Source organism: Rhizobium sp. Leaf321 (assembly GCF_001423215.1).
Classification (GTDB): Bacteria; Pseudomonadota; Alphaproteobacteria; order Rhizobiales; family Rhizobiaceae; genus Neorhizobium; species Neorhizobium soli.
This window is the reverse complement of sequence record NZ_LMOF01000004.1, coordinates 103,378-121,355: the sequence shown is the minus strand read 5'-3', so window position 1 is coordinate 121,355 and position 17,978 is coordinate 103,378. Positions and strand designations below refer to the sequence as shown.

General features: G+C 56.9%; 17 protein-coding genes and 2 pseudogenes. 10 read left to right on the top strand and 9 right to left on the bottom strand.

Annotation, left to right across the window (positions count from 1 at the left end):
* The first annotated feature begins 3 nt into the window (after nucleotides 1–3).
* Together ASF70_RS03200 and ASF70_RS03195 are read left to right on the top strand one after the other, a co-directional pair.
* On the top strand, nucleotides 4–354 hold the full coding sequence (locus tag ASF70_RS03200) for a metalloregulator ArsR/SmtB family transcription factor (RefSeq protein ID WP_062577372.1): 351 nt from the start codon (nucleotides 4–6) through the stop codon (nucleotides 352–354).
* A pseudogene (locus ASF70_RS03195) lies at nucleotides 338–816 on the top strand (SRPBCC domain-containing protein). Before ASF70_RS03200 ends, ASF70_RS03195 begins: the two are co-directional and overlap by 17 nt.
* Before the next feature lie 780 nt (nucleotides 817–1,596).
* Here the strand turns inward: ASF70_RS03195 and ASF70_RS03185 are convergent.
* A complete protein-coding gene (locus ASF70_RS03185) occupies nucleotides 1,597–1,839 on the bottom strand; it encodes a DUF982 domain-containing protein (protein WP_062577370.1) in 243 nt (80 codons plus the stop codon).
* A gap of 218 nt (nucleotides 1,840–2,057) precedes the next feature.
* On the opposite strand from ASF70_RS03185, the gene ASF70_RS03180 reads away from it, so the two are divergent.
* The 6 genes from ASF70_RS03180 to ASF70_RS03155 all read left to right on the top strand — a co-directional run bounded on the left by ASF70_RS03180 (nucleotide 2,058) and on the right by ASF70_RS03155 (nucleotide 8,148).
* A complete protein-coding gene (locus ASF70_RS03180; RefSeq protein ID WP_062577368.1) occupies nucleotides 2,058–3,452 on the top strand; it encodes a sensor histidine kinase in 1,395 nt (464 codons plus the stop codon).
* The gene (locus ASF70_RS03175) at nucleotides 3,449–4,063 is read left to right on the top strand and encodes a response regulator transcription factor (RefSeq protein ID WP_062454599.1); all 615 of its coding nucleotides are present in this window, start codon (nucleotides 3,449–3,451) and stop codon (nucleotides 4,061–4,063) included. The genes ASF70_RS03180 and ASF70_RS03175 overlap by 4 nt, the downstream gene beginning before the upstream one ends.
* Before the next feature lie 957 nt (nucleotides 4,064–5,020).
* Nucleotides 5,021–5,569 carry a hypothetical protein gene (locus ASF70_RS23420; RefSeq protein WP_082471718.1) on the top strand — a complete coding sequence of 183 codons (549 nt, stop codon included), beginning with the start codon at nucleotides 5,021–5,023 and terminating at the stop codon, nucleotides 5,567–5,569.
* A gap of 53 nt (nucleotides 5,570–5,622) precedes the next feature.
* Nucleotides 5,623–6,015, top strand: a complete 393-nt coding sequence (locus ASF70_RS23415; protein ID WP_082471717.1) for a hypothetical protein — start codon at nucleotides 5,623–5,625, stop codon at nucleotides 6,013–6,015.
* A gap of 10 nt (nucleotides 6,016–6,025) precedes the next feature.
* Nucleotides 6,026–6,469, top strand: a complete 444-nt coding sequence (locus ASF70_RS03160; RefSeq protein ID WP_062577363.1) for a hypothetical protein — start codon at nucleotides 6,026–6,028, stop codon at nucleotides 6,467–6,469.
* Between the two features lie 779 nt (nucleotides 6,470–7,248).
* Nucleotides 7,249–8,148 carry an Abi family protein gene (locus ASF70_RS03155; RefSeq protein WP_062577361.1) on the top strand — a complete coding sequence of 300 codons (900 nt, stop codon included), beginning with the start codon at nucleotides 7,249–7,251 and terminating at the stop codon, nucleotides 8,146–8,148.
* A 167-nt stretch (nucleotides 8,149–8,315) separates the two neighbouring features.
* Here ASF70_RS03155 and ASF70_RS03150 read toward each other — a convergent pair whose 3' ends face one another.
* From ASF70_RS03150 to ASF70_RS03125, 6 genes are read right to left on the bottom strand one after another with little or no spacing between them, the layout of a single operon-like run.
* Entirely contained in the window at nucleotides 8,316–9,194 is an 879-nt protein-coding gene (locus ASF70_RS03150) for a ribokinase (protein WP_062577360.1), read from the bottom strand.
* Nucleotides 9,191–10,066: a MurR/RpiR family transcriptional regulator gene (locus ASF70_RS03145; protein WP_062577358.1), complete on the bottom strand. Its 876-nt coding sequence runs from the start codon at nucleotides 10,064–10,066 to the stop codon at nucleotides 9,191–9,193. The genes ASF70_RS03150 and ASF70_RS03145 overlap by 4 nt, the downstream gene beginning before the upstream one ends.
* On the bottom strand, nucleotides 10,063–11,037 hold the full coding sequence (locus ASF70_RS03140; RefSeq protein WP_062577356.1) for an ABC transporter permease: 975 nt from the start codon (nucleotides 11,035–11,037) through the stop codon (nucleotides 10,063–10,065). Before ASF70_RS03140 ends, ASF70_RS03145 begins: the two co-directional genes overlap by 4 nt.
* The gene (locus tag ASF70_RS03135) at nucleotides 11,030–12,568 is read right to left on the bottom strand and encodes a sugar ABC transporter ATP-binding protein (protein WP_062577533.1); all 1,539 of its coding nucleotides are present in this window, start codon (nucleotides 12,566–12,568) and stop codon (nucleotides 11,030–11,032) included. The genes ASF70_RS03140 and ASF70_RS03135 overlap by 8 nt, the downstream gene beginning before the upstream one ends.
* Before the next feature lie 58 nt (nucleotides 12,569–12,626).
* Complete coding sequence (locus ASF70_RS03130) at nucleotides 12,627–13,688, bottom strand: substrate-binding domain-containing protein (protein WP_062577353.1); 1,062 nt, start codon at nucleotides 13,686–13,688, stop codon at nucleotides 12,627–12,629.
* Between the two features lie 55 nt (nucleotides 13,689–13,743).
* Nucleotides 13,744–14,733 carry a TIM barrel protein gene (locus ASF70_RS03125; RefSeq protein ID WP_062577351.1) on the bottom strand — a complete coding sequence of 330 codons (990 nt, stop codon included), beginning with the start codon at nucleotides 14,731–14,733 and terminating at the stop codon, nucleotides 13,744–13,746.
* 1,040 nt (nucleotides 14,734–15,773) lie between these two features.
* On the opposite strand from ASF70_RS03125, the gene ASF70_RS24430 reads away from it, so the two are divergent.
* A complete protein-coding gene (locus tag ASF70_RS24430; protein ID WP_244473933.1) occupies nucleotides 15,774–15,932 on the top strand; it encodes a hypothetical protein in 159 nt (52 codons plus the stop codon).
* A gap of 83 nt (nucleotides 15,933–16,015) precedes the next feature.
* Nucleotides 16,016–16,276 carry a hypothetical protein gene (locus tag ASF70_RS03110; RefSeq protein WP_062577347.1) on the top strand — a complete coding sequence of 87 codons (261 nt, stop codon included), beginning with the start codon at nucleotides 16,016–16,018 and terminating at the stop codon, nucleotides 16,274–16,276.
* A gap of 201 nt (nucleotides 16,277–16,477) precedes the next feature.
* Here ASF70_RS03110 and ASF70_RS24505 read toward each other — a convergent pair.
* Both ASF70_RS24505 and ASF70_RS03100 read right to left on the bottom strand, forming a co-directional pair.
* A pseudogene (locus ASF70_RS24505) lies at nucleotides 16,478–16,588 on the bottom strand (cold shock domain-containing protein); the annotation flags it as partial.
* A gap of 287 nt (nucleotides 16,589–16,875) precedes the next feature.
* A protein-coding gene (locus ASF70_RS03100; protein ID WP_244473932.1) for an IS3 family transposase occupies nucleotides 16,876–17,975 on the bottom strand; the annotation gives its coding sequence in 2 pieces (ribosomal slippage) (nucleotides 16,876–17,714 and nucleotides 17,714–17,975; 1,101 coding nt in all).
* Between the last annotated feature and the right edge of the window lie 3 nt (nucleotides 17,976–17,978).

The window sequence follows — 17,978 nt, the reverse complement described above, 5'->3', positions numbered from 1 at the left end:
TGCATGCCTTTTCATTCGAATCCGCTCGACCTCGCATTTCATGCTCTCAGCGACCCGACACGCCGGGCTGTGATATCGCGTCTGGCCGAGGGAGAGATGCCTGTCAGCGTGCTGGCTGAGCCTTTTGGCATGACGCTCCCCTCGTTCTCCCAGCATCTCAAGGTGCTGGAGGATTGTGGTTTGATCGCCAGCGAGAAGCGCGGGCGCAGCCGCTGGTGCCGCCTTGAACGAGCACGCTTTGAGGAGGCGGCAAGTTGGATGGAAGCGGAGCGTAGATGCTGGGCCGAGCGACTCAATCGACTGGAAGCCTATCTGGACAACGAAAAAGAGAACAACAATGGGAAAGCTGTTTGACACCTGGTCGCTCGACCGCGAGATCGTGCTCGTGAAGGTTCTGAAGCACCCGCGCCATACGGTCTTTGCCGCCTGGATGGACCCGGAAGCGCTCTCGCAGTGGTACGGTCCGGCAGGCCTCACCATCGAGAACCGAAAGGCCGATATCCGCGGAGGCGGGGAATGGTGCTTCGACATGGTGGGTGTGTTTGAAGGGAAAACACAGCGCTTCCCAACCTTATGCGTTTTCTCAAGATCGTGCCGAACGAGCTGATCGTGGTGGACTACGGCACTCCCGAGCCAAACGATCCGGAGCGTTTCTACATGATGATAACGTTCGATGAGCAGACTGACGGGAAGACCGTGCTGACCATGCGCCAGCTGCACCCGAGCCGTGAACGCCGCCAGACAGTCATCGGCTTTGGTGCGGTTGAGTATGGGCTGCAGACGCTAGATGGTCTAGCGACCTGGCTCGAAGCATGAACGCCCTACTGCTAGGGGCGGCGTGTTCGCTACAGTGCCCAGACTGTCAGCGACTGTCTACAGAGTCTGCCCGCCCTAACTGCGAATGTGGGGTCAGAAGTGGCCATTGAGACCACCCGCACTCTGAGACCGCTATTCCATCCTTAAGTTCCAGGCTGAACAGTCACTTATCCAACATTACCCAGCTGCTTTTTGATGACCGCCATTGGCGCAAAATCGCAAGCGTACAGCTCTCAGGGCATTCATGCTTTCAAAGTCAGTGCAGTAGTCTTCAGCACGACCCGCCACGGTTGGACAATGTTCGAGAAGAACACCGCTTAAGGCCTAAGGCAATGCTGATAACGACGAGTACGGCTTCATGATGCGGGGCGACTGGGTGCAGTGCTTTGGTGGATCTGTGTCGCCAAAGACGGCAGGTTGGTCCCTCTCCGCGAAACAGTCGATCAACTTCCCTTCTGTAAGCTAGCTGACTACTGCATTTATTTCATCGCATGTCGTCAGCGAAAAGGCGTACACTCTAACGACTTGCAGTAGTCAGCAAATCGGTTCGAGCATCTCTTTGAGTTGGTGAGGATGGCGGATCCCGAAGAGATACCACTCGGTAAGCTCGCGGGCCAATATTCGAGCTTGCGGACCTTCGAAAGCGAGTCCCTTCTCACGACACACGTCCTCTAGCACTGCCCGTAACAGAGCCAGGTCGTTCGGCTCAAGAGTATCGAAGGACGGGAACATAGCTGCCTATCTCAAAAACCAGTAATTAATGCCGTGTGACACGACGTACTACTTAATAAGCCCAGCATCATTTGCCGCCGATTTGAACGCGGCTGCCGCGTCTGCTGGTTTCGCGCGACCATCAATCGCTTTTAAACAGAGCCTTCTCGCGAAAGAGAACGAAGTTTTCCTTTGGCTTGGCCAACTGGTCATCATGTATGCGATCGCGTCCCGACAGTTACGAATGCTCTTGAAATGATCGCCGCAGTCGACCGTCACTTCCACTGGCTGCTCCCAGAGGTCAGAACCCATTTGAGATCTCCACTTTTTTCCATGCAGTAACCAACGAGACTTCCTATTTAACCGTTCCAGCTTGGGACTTAGGTCTAGCGCAGGTGTTCTTATGTCCCTCCCACACAAACTATTCGCGGTCGGGAGCCCGCTTGAGCGCATTGATTTAAGCGCAGGACCATTGAATGCGGTCCGCTTGGCGTTAAATATCGCTGCCACGATCAACATGGTTTTGAAAATTGTCCGCGCTGGTTCTAGCCTTCAACGCTTTGTCACTGGCTAAGCAGTTCGTTGTTGCTGGCGGGATGGTGACGCTCGTGGCTATGTTTGCGGTCGGCGTCTTCGTAACCGATTTTATATCTCACGCCGTCACACAGAATACGGCGGCTGCGACGGCTCTTTACGTTGATAGTGTAATCGCCCCCATTTTACCGGACATGACCTCCACCCAACCACTCGATGAGGCAGTTGAACGCGCCTTGGACGAAACACTTAGCCAAGGTGCGCTTGCGAACCGGCTCTTATCGTTCCGGCTGTGGCGAGGTGACGGCACGGTACTCTATTCAAACGACAAGAGCATTATGGGGAAGGTCATTCCTCCGGATAACGACCTCCGGCACGCCTTTTCCGGTAACATGGTTGCTGAGTTCGAGCATGACGATGATGAGGATCCAAGGGGAGCAGTCGCGTCCGAAAAACCTATTTTGGAGATCTACAACCCCATCTATCAACCTTGGTCCGGAGAAGTTGTTGCTGTTGCCGAGTTCTACGAGCGGGCCGACGAGCTGAATGCAAGTCTCGGCTCGGCCAGGATCAAAACCTGGCTGGTGATAATGGTATCGACGCTTTCCTTTTTTGTCATTCTCTCCTTAATTGTCCTCCGGGGAAGCCGGACGATCGAAGACCAGAAGACGACTTTGAACGACAGTGTCGACGAACTTGGCGAGTTGCTTGTGCAAAATAGGGATCTTGCGGGCCGCGTTCAGCGGGCGTCGCAACGCACGACGGCTTTGAATGAGCGTTTTCTGCGGCGCGTAGGTGCCGACCTTCATGATGGTCCAATACAGCTGATGTCTTATGCGTCCATGCGGATTGACAGCCCAAATGTGCGAGACTGTCGCCGACCCGCACCGGATAGGTTGGAAGAAATCGATACAATAAAGCAAAGCCTGGACGAGGCTATACGAGAGGTTCGTGCCATCTGCCGCGGGCTAGTGTTGCCCGACGTTGAAAACGCTCCGCTCGATGAACTCTTGGAACGGGCTGTCTCGGGTTACAGGTCACGGACCGGAGCGGGAGTAGAGATCGTTTCGGGTTGCTCAATTTCGAAGTTATCGCCGTCGGCACGAATATGCGTTTATCGGTTCGTGCAGGAGGCCCTAAACAACAGCTGGAAACACGCCGGTGGTAAGGGCCAGCGTGTGGAGCAATGGAGTGACGGCCAATCTCTGACGGTCGCTGTAAGTGACCAAGGGCCAGGCTTCGATCCAACCCGAACAAGCTCGGGTGGGCTCGGGCTTCTCGGGTTGAAGGAGCGTATTGAGAGCATAGGGGGTAGGTTTGATATAGCCACATCTTCTGCGGGAACCAAGCTTACGATGCAGTTGGAGTTAGATGGAATGGAGGCAATATGAGCAATTTGCGAGTGGCAGTTATTGACGATCACCCCTTGTTCCGCGCTGGGGTCATTAAGACGCTCGTAGAACTCGGCATAGACGTCGTAGCTCAGGGAGCATCTGCAGAAGACGCAATCACTATCGCTAAAGAGCTCTGTCCCAGCGTCATGCTGTTGGACATCTCGATGCCGGGAGGGGGACTTGAAGCAGTAGAGGTCATTACCGAGAACAGTCCCAAAATCAAAATTGTCATACTGACTGCATCGGAAGAAAGCGACCACGTGCGTAAGGCTCTCCAACTTGGAGCCTGCGGATATGCGGTGAAGGGCGTCGGCCCGGCTGGTTTGGCCGAAATCATCAACACGGTCACCGCCGGAAATCGTTATCTAGCTCCCACCTTGAGCGTGAAATTAATAACGGAAGCCAGCGAGGGCAGTGTTTTAAGCCTACGCGAGCGGGAAGTTATGGATCTGATAGCGACTGGCCTGAGCAACAAGGTTGTTGCTCGACAACTCGGTGTTCACGAAAAGACGGTTAAGCATCACATGACACGTATATTCGGAAAGCTCCACGTATCCAATCGCACGGAGGCGGCCCTGAAATGGCAGCGGTCGAGACCACCCGCTTGAGCGGCTCGCTGCTCTTGATTGGTCTACTCTAGCATGGACCGTATCCTGGCCCTGTCTGCAGGGGTCGGGTAACGGCTTATGATTGTGCGTCCGATTCTGTCGCGCATGACATAACGGCTTTCGGTGAGGACCTCTCGGATACCGCTGCGGTGACGCACCTCAACGCCCTCGCCGCTTCGGTTGATCGTATCCCCCGTGCGAGGGTTTACGTCGTCGCCTGTTTTGCGACCAGCATTTGCTGAAGCCCCGTTAGCAGAACCGGCGCTCGCGTTACCGCCATTCCCCTTACCGCCGCCATTTCCGTTACCCCCTCCGTTCCCGTTACCCCCTCCCCCGTTCCCATTACCGCCGCCGTTTCCGCCGCTATTGCCATTCCCGCCACCATTGCCATTGCCGTTCTGTGCCAAGGCGCCTCGACCCTCAAGAAGCAAAGCGACTCCACCGAATGCGACCCGTGATGAGGAAAGGGAGCAGGTTAACTTCGACCAACATATTCCCATGATAAATTGCCGGCGCGATACCACTGGAGTTTCTCCTGCCTACGTCCCGTTTCTCTACGTCAACCTTATCTGAACCGATGCACGCGACGAGACAATTTGTGGCGTACCGACAAGCCGTCCTGACTAGCTTGCTCTATGAAGCGACAACTCCCAAGGCGAACGTCGCACCTGTTAGCACCAGTATTGCGACGAGCAACCATCTGGCCTGATAGACACTCTCTTCCACAGTTGCCTCCTCGGTAAGTCAGCGGAAAATACCCAACAATGCCGTGCGGTTCCCGCTATTCGACCTTTCCTCGTCGCGGGTCACCATAGGTCGCAAAGTTTTGGTACCAATGGTCCCAACGTCTTCCGACTGAAGCCCTCACAAGGGAACAGCGTCTCCGAGAGCTTGTTGATCACCCAGCTTCACAAGAGATTGAGCTTGGAAGCGAGGAAACAAATAGAGGAGATCATCATGAACACCGCGACACGATTTGCATTCGCAGCCGCTCTTCTTGCAGGCACTACAATGTCAGTCTACGCCCAGTCGAGCAGCACTGTTGGCACGGGTGGCACATCCGCTGGCGGTGGAACGTCCAGCAGCTCCGTTGGCACTGGCGGCTCAACGGCCGGATCGGACGCCTCGGGCTCTGCTTCGACGCTCGGGACTGGTGGCACCTCTGCGGGGGGCGGTCAGTCTAGCAGCTCGGTTGGTACCGGTGGCTCCGCGGCTGGTTCCGGTAGTGGTTCGGGCTCCGCCTCGACACTTGGTACCGGCGGCACCTCTGCTGGCGGCGGTCAATCCAGCAGCTCGGTTGGCACTGGCGGTTCGGCTGCAGGCTCCGGTAGTGGTTCGGGTTCCGCGTCGACGCTCGGCACAGGCGGCACATCCGCCGGCGGTGGCCAGTCTGCAAGCTCAGTCGGCACAGGTGGCAGCGCTGCCGGTGCATCGGGCGATGAGCATGGCAAAGGAAAGAAGGACTGCCCTCCCGGCCAGGCCAAAAAAGATGGCGCCTCGTGCTGATTCAAACACCGGGCGGAAGCTGTTCGCTTCCGCCCCTATCTGGAGGACCAGGGATGACCTCGGCATCATTCTCACATAACGGCGCTTTCGCCTTACCCCTGATTTTAGGGGTTATTGTTGCTGGTACGGCTTTCGCCAATGAGAGCATCAAGCTGAACGACGGGACGACTTGCACCGTTATCGAAAGCAGCGGCCCGGTGGGCAATGGGACCTCGACGTCGGTCACAGCGGGGGGCGGCAGCGTCTCGTCGTCGACAACAATCGACGGCAAAACGACGACCATGCATTCGAGTAGCGGTTCGACATCTTCGAGTGCCGGCTCGTCCGTCACCAGCGGGACGGCTGGCACTCATTCGTTTTCCACAGCCAGCATTACACGTCCCAACGGCACCATCATCACGCGCCGCTCTGACGGAACTTGCGACGTAACAAAACCACTGAAATAGGAGGAACATCATGTTGAAGATCAACTCGATCGCAGGCCTTGCCTTCCTTGTATCGGTGTTCACGACGCCAGTACTCGCACAGGATTGTAACGCGGCGGGCACTGTCGGCTCCGGCGGTAGTGCCGCAGCTGGCAGAACCTCCGCTAGTACACTCGGCACCGCAGGCGCGTGCCAGACAGACGACGGCATGTCCGCATCGATCGCCTCGGGCGGCAGCGCCGCCACAGGCGATGGCAACGCGAAAAGCCGGACGATGGTGAACGAGAACCCGAACCAACTGCGAGCGCAGTCCAAGGCGCAGGCAGTGGATCAGGGAACGTTTAGCAAGTCGCAGACCAAGACGCGGGTCAAAGGTGACGAGCTACAGAGCACGACCCGCAGCATGTCTCACGTTCCCGGCGAAAAACCAGTGAAGAGCACCACCGATAGCAATATTGCCCTGCCGCAGCGATGATCTCAGCCAGTGCTCTGGCAACTACCAGAGCACTGGCTTCTTCAGCTGTAGCAGCATGGAGGGAACACGACGCGCTTGTCAAATATGCAGTTTACGCTTTGTTGTATAAAGCGATCCAGTATGCTGACCGAAGGTTCGAAGGGTTGTGATAGCCCTAGCCCCGATCCCGTTGACACTTTGCTGTCGGACCTTGTCGTCACCTGCTAGTGCCCGTAATTCTTGGTCAGCTTGCTCTCATGACTTCTTCCAGTGTCTGCCAAAGTCCTATGCGGGCCCGGATGCCGGTCCAAATCGGGCGCCTTGAAAAGGAATCGAACCGCCGACCCCGTTGATGCAGCTTCGCTCATCGAGAACGAGTGCTTTTGAAAACAGGCACTTGCTAAGGATTGTCGTGATGGCCGGCCGCCACCTCACGCGGCTTGGTTTTGCTGCTCATGATGGACCCGGCCGGCCGGGGGCGTGCCAGGCAGACGGCTTCTCTCGACAACTGTTCCATCAAACAATTGGCAGTCACCTGTCGTTGGCCAGACCCCGAGGATACGCTCGATTTTGGTCAGATCTCCCCTTGCAAGAAATCTTGATTCAGCATCAATGGCTTGGCCTGCAACGCACATAGATGGGTACATTTTTTACCCTTCCATTGTTGCTTTCTTAACAGGATTGCTCCATATCGTTGCTCAACAACACCCGCCACGCCTCGGACGGAACCTCGGTTCCGAAACTGCGCACCCCGGCGGGTTTTTTGTTTTATAGCTATTCGAATCCGCCTATGAAATGGCATGAAGTTCGAAAAGCCCTCCGTCTCCATCCCCAACCAAATCGCCTTGCTAGAAGCGAGGGGAATGGCCGTGCCAGATTATGCCCACGCTGCCCATTGCCTCCAGCATATAAGCTACTATCGGCTACGGGCCTACTGGTTGCCATTCGAGGACGCGCCACACGCTAGTGGTACGCATGGGTTTCGAGCTGGAACCTCCTTCGCCCAAGTCCTGGAGCTCTACATTTTTGATAGGCGGCTGCGCCTCCTCGTGATGGATGCGATCGAGAGGATTGAAGTATCCTTGCGAGGCAGCTGGGCACATCACCTTGCCATGAAATACGGGCCACACGGCTATCTCGATCCTGGTCTCTATCACCGGCCCGATCGATATGCCCAAGCCTTCGCCAAATTGATTGAGGATCTGGCAAGGTCGAAAGATACCTTCATACTTCACTACAGGAGCAAATACGATGATCCAGAGCACCCACCGATCTGGATGACAGCCGAAGTGATATCGTTGGGGCAACTCTCGATGTGGTATAATAATCTAAAGAACCGACCGGATCGACAGGCGATCGCCAAGGTTTACGGGTTGGATGAATCGGTTTTGGTTTCGCTCGCCCATCACCTGACATACATCCGTAACATCTGTGCCCATCACGGCCGACTTTGGAACAAGCAGGTGACGGTAAAGATGATTGTGCCGACGTCACCTGCGAGCTTAAAGCTGGCTATGAATGGAAATGCGCAGGGACGAGTCTACAATACCATTGCAGTTCTCGGGTATCTCATGGATATCGTTGCACCGAACAACCAATGGCGCGAACATATTGCAAGACTGATGGATTCATGCCCGCTGGCAGACCAGGCCGCGATGGGCTTCCCGTCCAATTGGAAGAATCTCCCTGCTTGGGATTGATTAGCTAGGAGTGTCGGATAGCCTTCTAGTATTGGCCCGATCTTTGAGCGTGCTCTTGAAAGGATTCGAACCAGCCTTGGCTCGTTGACACAAAAACAAGCCAAGAAAACAACGCATTAGAAGATCAGGAGTTCTGAGACGTGCTGTCCGAGGACATAATTGAAAGATCATCGCTGCGAACTCACAAGGAGTGCCGCGGCTTGGTTGGCCGCAGAAAGAGCGGTCGTTACGCTTTCTCCCTGCAGCATCTGAGCTGCAAGAACACCGATGAACTCGTCCCCTGCCCCGTGAGTGCTGACGAGCTTGACTTTGATAGCCGGGATGGTCCCTTTGTTTCCGCCTTGCTCGGCAAATGCGACGCCCTCGCCGCCTGCGGTAACGACCGCCACTGGAAATGATTGTGCAAGAACCTGTGCCGTGGTGATCGCGTCTTCGAGCGTTTCAACCTCTCCGCCGCCAGCCAACGCTTCCGCTTCGACGGCGTTGACGACCAGAACGTCGATCAACCCTGAAAGTTCTGGCGACAGATCTCTTGCCGGCGCAGCGTTGAGAACCACCCGGCCGCCGGCATTTTTCATTGCGGAAGCCGCAAGCACATTCGCGGCATCCGGCACTTCGTTCTGAAGGACGAGGATATTTCCGGCGTGGAACAAAGGTGCACCCTGTGCCACGTCCGACTGGCCGAGCTGAAGATTGCTGCCAGAGACGATAACGGCACCATAGTCGCCTTCGGCGTCGAAAATCGCGACACTCATTCCCGATGCTGCGCCTTCGATGACACGAACGTGGTCCAGTTCGACAGCGTTTGCTGCCAGATTGTCGAGAAGGGTATGCCCGAAGTCATCATCGCCCACGGCACCGATCATTGCCGAGCGCACGCCGGCCTTGGCTGCGGAAACCGCCTGGTTTCCCCCCTTGCCGCCACATGCCGGGTTCCAGGCGGAGCCGGTGACTGTCTCGCCTTTGCGCGGCCGTGCCGGACCTTTGACGATGATGTCGTAGTGGAGACTGCCGAAAACGACGACAGCGGGGTTGGATGCGGTCATAGGAATTTGTCTTTCCGTTTGGAGGCGACGGCCGCCATGGTCTTTTCGAGATTGTTTTCGGCAGCGGTGTAATCGCGCTGTGCCACGGCAACGAACACCGCATCGAGAATATTGAGCTGGGCGATACGAGCGGCTGCATTTTCGCCCATCAGCGGCGACCCCTGTGCCGTCGAGCACAGAACGACGTCGGAATGCTGGGCGAGCGGCGATTCATTGTAGTTGGTGATCGCGATCGTTCGGGCGCCGTTGCGCCGCGCCGTCTGCATCGCCTCGATGACGGCCATCGTATTGCCGGAATGCGAGAACCCGACCGCGATGTCGTCGCCTCCCAGCAGCGAAGCCGACATCAGCATCATGTGGGAATCGTCGTAGACGCTGGCGCGGACACCGATTCGAAGAAACTTGTGCGCTGCGTCGCGTGCGATCTGTGCCGAACCACCGACGCCGTAGAAGTCCCGATAACGTGCACCGTGGATGAGGTCGGCCGCGCGATCGAACGCTTTCACATCCATGATCGAAAGCGTTTCCTCGAGCGCATGGATCGAGGTGCGAAACACTTTCTGGATAATCTCCTCGGAGGTGTCCTCGACGGAGAGTTCCTGGTGCATTTCGGCGGTCGGCAAGCTGTTGTATTGCGACACAGCGTTGCGAAACTCCCTATAGCCTGCAAATCCAAGTTTCTTGGCAATCTTCACGACCATGGCTTCCGAGACACCGGCATCGGTTGCGATTTCCTTCAACGATGTGTCGTCGTTGAAGCTGCGCAGCGCAAACACGGTTTCAACAACCCGTGCTTCGAGTGGTGTCAGCAGTGGCAAGCGCATGCGAATGCGCGGGCCAACTGCCTTCGGATCCATTTTGTCGGATTTCATCCCCGTCCCCTTGTCGCGCGATCGATCATCATTGCGACAAGAATTATAAGGCCGGTTGCGAGAAGTTGATAGAAAGCCTGGACGTTCATCAACGTCAAACCGTTACGCATGGCGCCGAGAATGATCGCACCGAGAATGGTGCCGACTATCGACCCCTTGCCGCCCATCAATGAAGCACCACCGATGGCGGCGGCCGCGATCGCGTCCAGCTCCCAGAGGTTCCCAAGAATGGGCTCGGCAGCCCCGAGGCGACCGATCAGGATGAAGGACGCCAGTGCCGCCAGAACGCCGGAGATGACATAGGCCGTGATCTTCGTCAGTGCGATCGGCACGCCTGCGACATAGGAAGCTTCCTCGTTTCCACCCACGGCCAGAAGATAGTCGCCGATCGGCGTCTTCTTGAGAAGAACCCAAGCCGCAAAGGCAACGACAGCAACGATGATGACCGAGTTTGGAATGCCGGCAATATTGCCGTTGAACAGCGACCGGAAGCCCTGGGGCACGCCGAGAACGGGATTACCGCCCGTATAGATGAGCGCAATGGCTCGGTAGGTGCTGAGCGTCCCGAGCGTGACGATGAACGGCTGAAGGCCCACATAGGCGACGAGAACGCCGTTCACCAGACCGCAGAACGCGCCGATGCCGAGGCCGGCCAGAAGCGCCACCGGCACGGGAACGCCTGAGACCAGCAGTGTCGCTGTGAGCACAGCGGAGATTGCCGCCGTCGGACCGACCGACAAGTCGATACCGCCGGAGATGATGACGAGGGTCATGCCGAGCGCGATGCAGGCATTGATGCTCGACTGCTGGAGAATGTTGATCAGGTTGCGCTCAGACAGAAAGCCCGGCACCAGCGCTGCAAAGACTGCCACGATCAGGATCAGACCAATGAGTGTGCCTGCATCACGCAATGAGAACGAACTGAAGAGTTTCGGGGAACGCTTTGGCATTTCGGCGGCGATATCAGACATGGGCGTGCTCCTGCATCGAGGAATCTGTGTTTGGCTCGCGATCGCCGACGGCGTGCGAAACAATGGCCTGTTCGGTCATTTCGTGTCGTTCCAACTGTGCGGCGATCCGCCCGTCGCGCATGACCATGACGCGGTCCGACAGCCGGATGACTTCTGGAAGTTCTGAAGATACGACGATGATCGACTTGCCTTCAGCGGCAAGATTTTCGATCAGGTGGTAGATCTCGGATTTCGCGCCGACATCGATCCCGCGCGTCGGCTCGTCGAACAGCAGGATCTCGGAACCGGCGGCCAGCCAGCGGGCGATGATCGCCTTTTGCTGGTTGCCACCACTGAACAGCTTGATCGGGCGATCAATCTGGAATGGGCGCAGGTTTACCCGCTTCAGCAATGTTTCGGCGCTCTTGTTGACAGCCGAGTGGCGCACGATCCCGACCCGCGCGAACTTTCGAAGCGAGGGAAGCGCCATGTTGACCGAAACCGGGCGCATGGGGATGATGCCCTCGCGTTTGCGCTCTTCCGGCAACAAACCGATACCGGCGTCGATCGCGGAGCGCGGACCTGTCAGCTTCAATGCGCGACCATCGACGTTGATGTCACCGGACCCGATCTTGTCGACGCCCGCGATGAGGCGCAGGAGTTCTGTCCGTCCCGAGCCAACCAGCCCGGCAACGCCGACCACTTCGCCACGTCGGACTGTGAAGGAGACGTCGCGGACATGCGTGACCGCGGAGGAAAGGTTGCGCACATCGACGCGAACGTCCTCCTTCAGAAACGTCTTGTGCTCTTCCTGCATAAGTTCGCGGCCGACCATCATCGCGATGACGTCTGATTGCACCGCGGAGCGCAGGTCGACCGTGCCAACCACATTGCCGTCCCGCATGACGGTTCCCTGGTGGCAGATCCGAAAGACCTCATCCATTTTATGAGAGACGTAAATGATCGCAACGCCCGAGGCCGCCATCTTCTGGATGACGACGGCCAGGCTTTCGAACTCGGCCGGCGTCAAGCTCGACGTCGGCTCGTCCATGGCAACGATCCTGGCGTTCTCGAGCAGCGCACGGGCAATCTCCACGATCTGGCGCTGCGCAACCTTGAGGTCCTTGATCGGCGTCGACGGATCGATCGAAGGATCGATCATGGCAAGCGCTGCCGCCGCGCGCTTTTCCTGCTCGCGACGATTGACCAGCAGTCCACCCGCATATTTCAGCGGATGACCAAGAAACATGTTCTGCGCGACCGTCAGGTTCGGGATCTGCTGCAGTTCCTGATGGATCATGGCGATGCCAGCGCGGCGCGCATCTTCCGGGCTCTTGAATGTCGCGAGTTTCCCATCGACGAAGAACTCGCCGCTGGTTTGCGGCGAGACGCCGGAGAGAATGCGCAGCAGTGTCGATTTTCCCGCGCCGTTTTCGCCGAGAAGAGCGTGAACTTCGCCAGGCTTGACGGTGAAGGACACATCCGAGAGCGCCTTGGCGCTCTGGAAGGTCTTGGTGATGCCCTCGAACCTGAGGCGAGCCGTTGTCGTCATCTCGGTGCTTTCATCAAAGGAGGAGAGCCGATCCTGAAGGGACCGGCTCTTGTTGCGATCACTGCGCGCTGGCAGCATCCTTCATCAGCACCTGGCGAATATCGATGCCGTCGCCCTTGTACTTGGCAAGGTTATCCTTGGTGATCAGCGCCTGCGGTGTCGCAACGACACGTGCCAGCTTCTGACCGGCAACGAGCCGCAAGGCGGTTTCCATCGCCACTTCGCCTGTCAGGACCGGGAAGCTGTCAACGGTGCCCGTCAGTTCGCCGGCTTCGATCGACTTGTAGGCGTCGGAAATGCCATCCGTGCCAAACACGGCGACCTTGCCGAGAAGACCTGCGGCCTTGACGGCCTCGATCACACCGAGCGCCATTCCGTCATTGTTGCAGTAGAACCCGACGAGATCCGGGTTCTGCTGGAGGATATTGGTGGCAGCGTCGTAGGACTGCTGGCGATCCCAGTTGCCGGGAACGCTGGCAACGACCTGGAACTTGGAATTCTCGCCGATTTTTGCCTTGAAGCCTGCGGTACGCTGGACGGCCGCAAAGACGCCGGCCTGGCCTTCGATGACGGCAACCTTGCCGCCTTCCGCGCGGTTCTCGATGAACCACTTTGCAACACGAACGCCGTTGTCGCGCTGTACGTTGCCGACGTAGTGCTCGGCCTGCGGTACGACCGCGTCATTGACGTTGACAACAGGAATTTCGGCTTCCTTGGCCTGCTCCATGACGGGCTGCAGGTTCGCGTCGGTTTGCGGCGACACGAGAATGACGTTGAAGCCTGTGGTGACCATGCCTTCTGCGATCGTCAGCTGTCCCAGCTGGTCGCCTTCGCTCTGCGCTGCCTGATAGGCAACGGTCGCGCCGGCCTTTTCACCGAACGACTTGTAGCCTTCGCCGAGCGAACGCCAGTATTCGTTGGTCAGCGTCTTGGAAACGCCGCCCGCGCGCGTGCCTTCCGGGATCTTTGGAAACGCCCCGTACTTCGCTTCGAGCTGTGACCAGTCGACGCGATCCTTTTCGGTATCGGAGTTGAGCGGTGCAAGATCCTGCGCGAAGGCAGCGCTTGCCAGCAGCCCCAGCGCCATGCCGGCAATCGCGGATTTCAGGTGTCTGTTCATAGTGATCCTCCCAGGTGTGGTGTGTTGAAACAGAAAACTCTCTTGAAGCCTCCCCTCAGGCGACGTCGCCGAGCATAGCTTCCTGAATGATGGATTGCGCGGTCACCGCATCCTGACGGTCGATCGCGCCAGCAAGACGGTTGTCACGCTCAAGCCGATCAACGACGTTGAGCATCCGCTTGACGGTCTTGATGTTGACCTCGCATTCGTGAACCGGATCGAGGCCGGTCATGTCAGGGAAGGTGTCGAAATAGATCGCGCCTTCGTAGCCATCGCGGCGGATCTGCCGCAGCAGTTCGATCGTCTGGATCGAATGAACGGAACCGACCATCAGACCGTCGTCGCGCTTTGCGTAACCGTCATTGAGGTGAACACCGAGCAGGCGACTGTGGCGGGCAATCATGGCAGCGGCAAAGGCAGGCTGCTCGTCGGCGTAAAGCACGTGCGCAAAGTCGAGCGTGACGCCGAGGTTGGCACAGCCGGCTTCCTTGATCGCAAGCAGCGTGGTGGCGCAGTCTGGCATCAGGCTGTAGGAGCGCGGCTCGTTGGGTTTGTACTCAATCGAGATCAGGCAATCCGCGTCATGCTCACAAACTTCACGAATACCGTCAATTTCGTGTTGCCACATCCGATCGTAGTCGGCCTGGAAGGCGTAGTCGAAACCGTCCTGGCCAAGCCAGATCGTCATCAGGTTGGAGCCGGCTTCACGTGCGGCATCGATTCCCGCCTTGGTCAGATCGATCGCCTCGCGACGAACGCTTTCCTCAGGGTGGGTGAATGCACCAAGCTTGAAGGCGGGATTGGTGTAGTAGCGCATGGCAAAGCCATTGATTGCCAGACCCAAATCTTCCAGCTTATTCTTGAGTTCAGTTGGATTTTCGCCAACATGATCAGGGTAGTTGAGATCAAGGTCCGTCAGACCACCGACCTTTGCCGCCCGTGCCGCCATCTGCAGGACGCTCGGCTTGCCCTTCAGCTCCGGCCATTCACCGGCGGGATTCGACGCGAAGGAGTTGAGACGGGTGGCAAAACGGAGATTCGACAATGTCTTCGGCCCTATCAATATTGATCAGGGGGCGAACTTCACAAAAATATTGTGATTTGTAAAGCGAAATAGTTTTTGCGGTGCAGCACCACGTGCCGAACGGGGTGTTCGCCCGGTCCTTGCCTACTAGACCGACCGCGATCAAGATATGCCTGAAGGGTCGGGAAGCCATCAGAACCAACTGAAACGCGCCGGCAAAATTGCCTCTTGCACATCACCGGTCGGGGAACGTACCGCCATGAACCCACATCTCGGCGAACCTCGGATAAGAACGACTGACTAAACTAACCAACCGTTCTTTGGACCCCTCCATCAGGTCCGCTCGGATACGAAGAGGTCAAGGGCAACGCGGGATCTAGCCGGTCACCTTGAACGATTTGAACGTACAATTTCGCGGAATGGTTATTAGGCAAAGGTGCGCAGCTGGTTGCGCACAATGAGGATCGACGTGCGCGCGAAACGAGAGGCGCTGACGATTTGAGCGTCCAATCGGCTTTTTGCTCAGTAGCGGAACTCGTTCCCTTCTTCTGCGATTATACGATGCGACAGTAGGAGATCCGTAATGCAAACTGGCAATAGCATATCGCCCGCGGCTGAATCGTACCGACGCGAGCGGGAGCGACAGGTAGTACGAGGAGAGCTTGACGAAGCTTTCGATTACACGTTTCCCGCAACTGATCCAGTATCGATGACCCATACAACGCGGTCGGGCAAAGCGCCGGTCGCGATGAACATGAGAATGCGGCAGGCGCTGGAGAGCACGGTCCGCGCCCGTCCCATCGCTGGTATCGCCATTGCAGCCGGCGTTGGGTTTATCTTCGGCTTGACACGTTGAGAAGATGGCTTCGAGCCCATTTTTGTCAAGCCCGATAGGACTTTAGATACGCTCTAGCCTTTGTCGTCCTTATTCGACCATGTGTGCACGCATTCCATCTCCTATAATTTGTAAGGATCAACCTGTGAGCGTGCAATCAGACTTCGATGCTAGTGATTTCGCCAGTCGGCTCTAGACCTTCAGCGACGACGAGTTATTCCAAGCCATGCAGGAGCTCGAAAAAGCGAGCGATGACATCAGCCACAACGAGCGCGAAACTAGCGATGTCTTCGCAAAAATTGCCCTAGTCGAGACAGCCATTGAGGATCGCTTTCCAGGTCAGCTACTGGCGCCTTACAAAGAATGGCAGCATCGTCGGACCTGAAGACGTTACTCTCGCCCTTAACAGGAGCCCGCGAACAGGTGGCTGAATGCCGACAGAGACCAAGAAGCGAAGGAGTAGTTTTTATGATGTCGCCAGATCGTCGGCCAATCGATACGACAAAGAGCCTTACTCGCACGCAGCAGGATGCTCTACGAGCGATTTCCTTCTACCGCCGGCAGAAAAAGGTCGGTAAAGGCTGGCTGGTTGGCAACGCGCACTTATCGGAGAAAATTGTCGACCGCCTCGAGCAGCTTGAACTGGTCGAGGAGAGTTTCGTGCGGGGCGAGCCGATCCTGCAATTGACGATCTTTGGACAGGCAATTCGGGCCTGCCTGTTCCATTAGCGATCCATGACCGCTATCCCCGTCGAAGACCCCACTCCTTCTCGAATTCTGTCTCGAAAGTTGAAGTTGCATTAGCCGGTTCAGGTTCCCGTCGAGGTGCCTTTGGGTTGGAAATGACCGAGAGGCCGTCTGCAAAGACTTTCCCGTTCCGCGAGCCAATGGAATACCGAAGAGCAATGCCGTTCTCCAAGGTCGGAAATTGGCTTCCTCAACCTTTGAGACATGCAAGAATACGTCCGCAGTGCCATCGTCAGGGGTGATGAACCCGAACCCCTTGGCCACGCTGAACCACTTAACCGTTCCTGTTGGCATACATTGTTTTCCTATCTCAGCAGAGTTACGGCGTTTTTGCAGGTGCCATATATGAATGCGACGCGATCGGCGATCCGGGAGGTCTGAGCTACGGCGCCACCTCGATCGTGATTGTCGCATGCCACAGCATACGCGGGTCAACCATTTCTAATTGCAGCAATTATGCGCTGACCTATGCCGATTGACGTTCAACGCGGAGCGAAAGACCAGGCTGTTGAGTATTATCACTGACCTGAGACCCATCTTCCCTCCAGTTTTCAGGAGAGTCTTGGGTTTTCAATCTGGCCTCATGCGGCCTGTTTTTCCAGAGCGATTTGCGATGCAAATTCACTTGGCGTGATGTTGCCTAGCGATGAATGTGGTCGGTTTCGGTTGTAGTCCTCCTTCCATGCTGTGATTTCAATCCTTGCCTGCGTCAGCGACGAGAACAGGGTTTCGTTAAGGCATTCGTCGCGGAAGCTGCCGTTGAAGCTTTCCACAAAGCCGTTCTGCATTGGCTTGCCCGGCGCGATGTAATGCCAGTCGACGTACGTGTTTTGGCACCATTCGAGAATGGCCATGCTCGTCATCTCCGTTCCATTGTCAGAGACAATCGTTCGTGGCTTTCCTCGCCGGGTGATGACGGCATCGAGTTCCCGCGCAAGCCGTCGACCTGAAAGCGACGTGTCGGCGACCAGCGCCAGGCATTCGCGGGTAAAATCGTCGACAACAGCCAGGACCCGAAAGCGACGACCATCCGTGAAAGCGTCGCTGACGAAATCCAGGCTCCAGCGCTCGTTGGCACGCGAAGGCCGTGCCAGAGGCCGCCTCGTTCCCAAAGCCCGTTTGCGCCCGCCACGTTTGCGCACGGTCAGCTTCTCTTCACGATAAAGACGCCGAAGCTTCTTCAGGTTCATGACAATCCCCTGCCGATCCAGCATGACGTGAATGCGCCGATAACCGAAACGACGGCGCTCGGACGCCACCAGCTTCATAGCCGCACGTATATCAGCGTCATCAGGCCGGACGCTGCGGTATCGCACGCTCGACCGGTCGATGGACAAAACCTCGCACGCCCGACGCTGGCTCACCCCATGCTGCATGCAGACATGAGCCACAGCGTCCCGCTTCACATCGGGCGTCACCATTTTTTTGAAGCAACATCCTTCAAAATGGCATTATCCAGCATGGTCTCGGCCAGCAGCTTCTTCAGCTTGGCGTTCTCATCTTCCAAAGCCTTCAGCTTGCGGGCATCGGAAATCTCCATGCCGCCGAACTTCGCCTTGTATTTGTAGAAGGTCGCTTCGGATATCCCGTGCTTGCGGCAGACATCGGCCATCCTCAGGCCGTTCTCCTGCTCTTTCAATATTCCGATGATCTGCTCATCCGTGAACCGTGAATGCTTCATCCT

Excerpts from the sequence above, each read along its gene's own strand:
- ASF70_RS03200 (WP_062577372.1), top strand. The coding sequence starts at position 4 with ATGCCTTTTCATTCGAATCCGCTCGACCTCGCATTTCATGCTCTCAGC.
- ASF70_RS03185 (WP_062577370.1), bottom strand. The coding sequence starts at position 1,839 with ATGGGTTCTGACCTCTGGGAGCAGCCAGTGGAAGTGACGGTCGACTGC.
- ASF70_RS03175 (WP_062454599.1), top strand. The coding sequence starts at position 3,449 with ATGAGCAATTTGCGAGTGGCAGTTATTGACGATCACCCCTTGTTCCGC.
- ASF70_RS23420 (WP_082471718.1), top strand. The coding sequence starts at position 5,021 with ATGAACACCGCGACACGATTTGCATTCGCAGCCGCTCTTCTTGCAGGC.
- ASF70_RS23415 (WP_082471717.1), top strand. The coding sequence starts at position 5,623 with ATGACCTCGGCATCATTCTCACATAACGGCGCTTTCGCCTTACCCCTG.
- ASF70_RS03160 (WP_062577363.1), top strand. The coding sequence starts at position 6,026 with ATGTTGAAGATCAACTCGATCGCAGGCCTTGCCTTCCTTGTATCGGTG.
- ASF70_RS03155 (WP_062577361.1), top strand. The coding sequence starts at position 7,249 with ATGAAGTTCGAAAAGCCCTCCGTCTCCATCCCCAACCAAATCGCCTTG.
- ASF70_RS03150 (WP_062577360.1), bottom strand. The coding sequence starts at position 9,194 with ATGACCGCATCCAACCCCGCTGTCGTCGTTTTCGGCAGTCTCCACTAC.
- ASF70_RS03145 (WP_062577358.1), bottom strand. The coding sequence starts at position 10,066 with ATGAAATCCGACAAAATGGATCCGAAGGCAGTTGGCCCGCGCATTCGC.
- ASF70_RS03140 (WP_062577356.1), bottom strand. The coding sequence starts at position 11,037 with ATGTCTGATATCGCCGCCGAAATGCCAAAGCGTTCCCCGAAACTCTTC.
- ASF70_RS03135 (WP_062577533.1), bottom strand. The coding sequence starts at position 12,568 with ATGACGACAACGGCTCGCCTCAGGTTCGAGGGCATCACCAAGACCTTC.
- ASF70_RS03130 (WP_062577353.1), bottom strand. The coding sequence starts at position 13,688 with ATGAACAGACACCTGAAATCCGCGATTGCCGGCATGGCGCTGGGGCTG.
- ASF70_RS24430 (WP_244473933.1), top strand. The coding sequence starts at position 15,774 with ATGCAGGAGCTCGAAAAAGCGAGCGATGACATCAGCCACAACGAGCGC.
- ASF70_RS03110 (WP_062577347.1), top strand. The coding sequence starts at position 16,016 with ATGATGTCGCCAGATCGTCGGCCAATCGATACGACAAAGAGCCTTACT.